Source organism: Chitinophaga sp. (genome assembly GCF_035564935.1).
In the GTDB taxonomy this organism is placed as follows: Bacteria; Bacteroidota; Bacteroidia; order Chitinophagales; family Chitinophagaceae; genus Chitinophaga.
This window is the reverse complement of sequence record NZ_DATMTE010000933.1, coordinates 1-4,152: the sequence shown is the minus strand read 5'-3', so window position 1 is coordinate 4,152 and position 4,152 is coordinate 1. Positions and strand designations below refer to the sequence as shown.

Annotated in this window: 3 protein-coding genes and 1 pseudogene; 2 read left to right on the top strand and 2 right to left on the bottom strand. The window is 45.2% G+C overall.

Going from position 1 to position 4,152, the window contains the following annotated elements; all coding sequences use genetic code 11:
• Positions 1-153 precede the first annotated feature (153 nt).
• A complete protein-coding gene (gene asnS / locus VN105_RS24340; protein ID WP_325645129.1) occupies positions 154-1,593 on the bottom strand; it encodes an asparagine--tRNA ligase in 1,440 nt (479 codons plus the stop codon).
• A gap of 443 nt (positions 1,594-2,036) precedes the next feature.
• Here asnS and VN105_RS24335 point away from each other — a divergent pair, with 443 nt between their 5' ends.
• Complete coding sequence (locus tag VN105_RS24335; RefSeq protein ID WP_325645127.1) at positions 2,037-2,186, top strand: Rho termination factor N-terminal domain-containing protein; 150 nt, start codon at positions 2,037-2,039, stop codon at positions 2,184-2,186.
• A gap of 89 nt (positions 2,187-2,275) precedes the next feature.
• Here VN105_RS24335 and VN105_RS24330 read toward each other — a convergent pair whose 3' ends face one another.
• Positions 2,276-2,449, bottom strand: a complete 174-nt coding sequence (locus VN105_RS24330) for a hypothetical protein (protein WP_325645125.1) — start codon at positions 2,447-2,449, stop codon at positions 2,276-2,278.
• A gap of 166 nt (positions 2,450-2,615) precedes the next feature.
• Here VN105_RS24330 and rho point away from each other — a divergent pair.
• Positions 2,616-3,752, top strand: a pseudogene (gene rho / locus VN105_RS24325) (transcription termination factor Rho); the annotation flags it as partial.
• Positions 3,753-4,152: the final 400 nt, after the last annotated feature.

Here is a 4,152-nt window from a genome sequence, read left to right as displayed (position 1 = left end):
GAAATCATCTAAATCCCGAGTCAGACAAACATCTGCGTAAATCTCCCCAAATCATTTTAAAATCATTACAAAATCAAATCAGTGTAATCAGCGAAATCAGTTTAATCCTGAGTCAGACAACCTCCGCGTAACAGCGCCGAAGGCGCCAACCCGCTAAAACTCTGCGCTTTTAGGTGTCCGCGGGAAGGCGATAACATCGCGGATATTCGTCATACCCGTTACAAACAGCATCAGGCGTTCGAAGCCCAGGCCGAAACCGGCATGCGGCGCAGTGCCAAAGCGGCGGGTATCCAGGTACCAGCTCAGTTCTTCTACCGGTACATGCATTTCTTCCATGCGTTTTACCAGTTTATCGTAGTTCTCTTCACGTTGTGAACCGCCTACCATTTCACCGATGCCGGGGAACAGGATATCCATGGCCCGTACGGTTTTATTGTCGTCGTTGAGCTTCATGTAAAACGACTTGATCTCTTTAGGATAATCGGTTAAGATCACCGGTTTCTTAAAGTGTTTTTCTACCAGGTAACGTTCATGTTCGCTTTGCAGGTCGGCGCCCCAGCCTTCGATCAGGTACTGGAACTTCTTGTTTTTATTATGTTTGCTGTTCTTCAGGATGTCGATGGCTTCCGTATAGGTTATGCGTACAAACTCGTTGTTCAGCACAAATTCCAGCTTTTCGATCAGTCCCATTTCGCTGCGTTCCTGTTGTGGCTTTTGCTTTTCCTCTTCAGTAAGGCGGGTGGCCAGGAAGTCGAGATCGTCGCGATTGTTATCAAGTATATAACCGATCACGGACTTGATAAATGCTTCAGCCAGGTCCATGTTATCTTCCAGTTCGTAGAAGGCCATTTCCGGTTCAATCATCCAGAACTCCGCCAGGTGGCGGGCGGTGTTGGAGTTTTCAGCACGGAAAGTTGGGCCAAAGGTGTAGATATCGCCAAAGGCCATGGCGCCCAGTTCACCTTCCAGCTGCCCTGAAACGGTGAGGTTGGTGGATTTACCAAAGAAATCCTCGCTGTAATCAATATCGCCGTTTTCAGTGAGTGGCGGCTTTTTCATGTCCAGCGTGGTTACACGGAACATTTCGCCTGCTCCTTCTGCATCGGAAGCAGTGATGATAGGCGTATGCAGGTATACGAACCCGCGCTCGTTAAAGAAGCGGTGTACCGCAAAGGCCAATGCATGACGCACACGGAAGATAGCCCCGAAAGTATTGGTACGGAAACGCAGATGCGCTATTTCACGTAGATACTCCAGGCTGGGCTTGTTTTTCAGCTGTAAAGGGTATTTTTCCGGATCGCAGTCGCCCAGTATTTCCAGGGTAGCCGCTTTCAGCTCTACTTTCTGTCCTTTGCCCAGTGAAGGAATAATTTCACCGGTGGCGCTGATAGCCGCGCCGGTAGTGATGCGCTTTACCAGCGCAGCATCCATATTTTCGGTATTGATTACTACTTGTAAATTATTATTGGTGGAGCCATCGTTCAAAGCTATAAACTGGTTGTTGCGGAATGACCGTACCCAACCCTTAACTGTAACTTCGTAATGCGCCTTGTCGTCCGACAAGATTTGCTTGACTTTCACCCTTTGACTCATAATATATATAATTTTAGGATTGCAAAAATAAGTGGAAAACTTCATAGTAGGTAGTCTGGATGCCGGCCTTTTTCCGGGAAGTGATTGCCAAGGAAATGTTAAAAATAAGGGGCTAAACAAGCGCTACCCCAATGTGAGTAAGGGTTTGAGCGTTCGGTCAATAGCAGGGTGCAGGAGGGTGGAAAGCCCTTTTAAAGGCAGCTTTGGGGCATTTTGCACTTAAATATTTTTGGATAATAGTAAAACTTGTTTTAATCTTGCGGTATATTCTGCCTGATTAAGTTCATTTTCCATCTTCATCAGCAGTTCCTAAACTCAATCATTCCCTATCAAATTTAATAAGCTAATTAAATTTATTGACTCAAAAACAATTATTTGTAATTGGTGTATGTTGGTATGCAGTGGTACCCGCCTCACAACACTTCTAAAATTTGACAACACAGATGATGTACGACATCTTACAACTGAACGACATGCTCGTTCCTGAGCTGCTTGATATTGCAGAGAAACTGGAAGTTCCCAACGCAAAAAAACTGAACAAACAGGACCTCATCTACAAAATTCTTGATAAACAAGCCGTATTATCCTCATAAGATAACCAAGCCAACGGAGACGAAAAGAAAGCACGTAAACGCAAACCTGTAAAGAAAGACGAAGCTAACCACGCTGCTGAAGAACCTGCTCACGCTGAAGAAAAACCGGCTGCCAAGAAACCCGCAGCAAAAAAAGCCGCCAGCGCTAAATCAAAAGAGGAAGAAGCTAAACCGGCCGCTTCCGCCAAACCTAAAGTAAAAGATTTTGAAATAGACCTGGATAGCATCCCTTCCCTCACTTTCGATGATGATGATGATATCATTATCCCTTCTTTTACAGAAGACGAAGAAGAACCGGAAGAAGAGGAAGAAGTGGTAGCGATACCTCCTGCAGAAGACGAGCTGGAAGAAGAAGAGGACGATTTTGTAGTGCCCGGAGAGATCCCGGTGGCGCCTGCAGCACAGAAAAACCGCTTCCCTAATAAGAAAGAACCAGTTTTTAATATAGAGTTCGATGGTGTTATTGTAAGTGAAGGCGTACTGGAAATGATGCCCGACGGCTATGGTTTCCTTCGCTCTTCCGATTATAACTACCTCAGCTCCCCGGATGATATTTATGTATCCCCGTCGCAGATCAAACTGTTTGGTCTTAAAACCGGCGATACCGTGAAAGGCTCTGTACGCCCGCCTAAAGAAGGAGAGAAGTACTTTGCTTTGCTGAAAGTGGAAACAATCAATAACAAATCACCGGAAGAAGTACGCGACCGTGTACCTTTCGATTACCTGACACCGCTGTTCCCTTTCGAAAAACTGAGATTAACCACTACTTCCAATAATTACTCCACGCGTATCATGGATATGTTTACGCCTATCGGTAAAGGACAACGCGGACTGATTGTAGCGCAGCCTAAAGTAGGTAAAACCATGTTGCTGAAAGAAGTAGCCAACGCTATCGCTACCAACCATCCTGAAATTTACCTGATGGTAGTACTGATCGATGAACGTCCGGAAGAGGTAACAGATATGGAACGTAGTGTAAAGGCGGAAGTAATTGCCTCTACCTTCGATGAACCGGCTGAAAAGCATGTGAAGGTATCTGCCATCGCACTGCAAAAAGCAAAACGCCTGGTAGAATGCGGTCATGATGTAGTGATCCTCCTGGATTCCATCACCCGTTTAGCCAGGGCGCATAACACCGTGGCTCCCGCTTCCGGTAAAGTATTGAGCGGTGGTGTGGAAGCCAACGCTATGCAGAAACCTAAGCAGTTCTTTGGTGCGGCACGTAAAATAGAACATGGTGGCTCACTGACCATTCTGGCTACCGCATTGATCGATACCGGTTCTAAAATGGATGAAGTGATCTTTGAAGAATTTAAAGGTACTGGTAACATGGAACTGTTGCTGGATCGCAAACTGGCTAACAAACGCATCTTCCCGGCTATCGATGTTTCTGCATCCTCTACCCGTCGTGATGATCTGTTGCTGGATAAAGATTCCCTGAAACGTATCCACATTCTGCGTAATCACCTGGGTGATATGAATACAGATGAGTCGATGCACTTTATGCTGCAACACATGCGCGGTACTAAAAACAACGAAGAGTTCCTGATTTCCATGAATAGCTAGGAACAGGTAATGTTATAAAATAAAAACCCCGTTACGATGCTCCGTAACGGGGTTTTTATTTTGTATAAGCTGTTATTGTTTTTTCTGTTGTCCGGGTGCAAATGGTTTAGCTGATTTGGTGCCGTAGATTTTTTTCTGTTGCCCCGGCGGTAACCCATGTGGATTGCCACTTTGATGAGTGGTTACGCAACCGCTGTAAATAATGGCGGCTGTGAAAAGCGACAGTACTAGTTTCAGATTTCGCATGACAGGTTAATTTTTGTAAAGTTATCACTACAAATGCAAAAATCCCGCCACAGTAGCACTGTGGCGGGATCATCCAATCTATCTAACCTTATAACTATCTTACATAAAACTCCTGTGATATCTTAGAATATCCAGTTTACACCAACCTGAAATT

Excerpts from the sequence above, each read along its gene's own strand:
- asnS (WP_325645129.1), bottom strand. The coding sequence starts at position 1,593 with ATGAGTCAAAGGGTGAAAGTCAAGCAAATCTTGTCGGACGACAAGGCG.
- VN105_RS24335 (WP_325645127.1), top strand. The coding sequence starts at position 2,037 with ATGATGTACGACATCTTACAACTGAACGACATGCTCGTTCCTGAGCTG.
- VN105_RS24330 (WP_325645125.1), bottom strand. The coding sequence starts at position 2,449 with ATGATATCATCATCATCATCGAAAGTGAGGGAAGGGATGCTATCCAGG.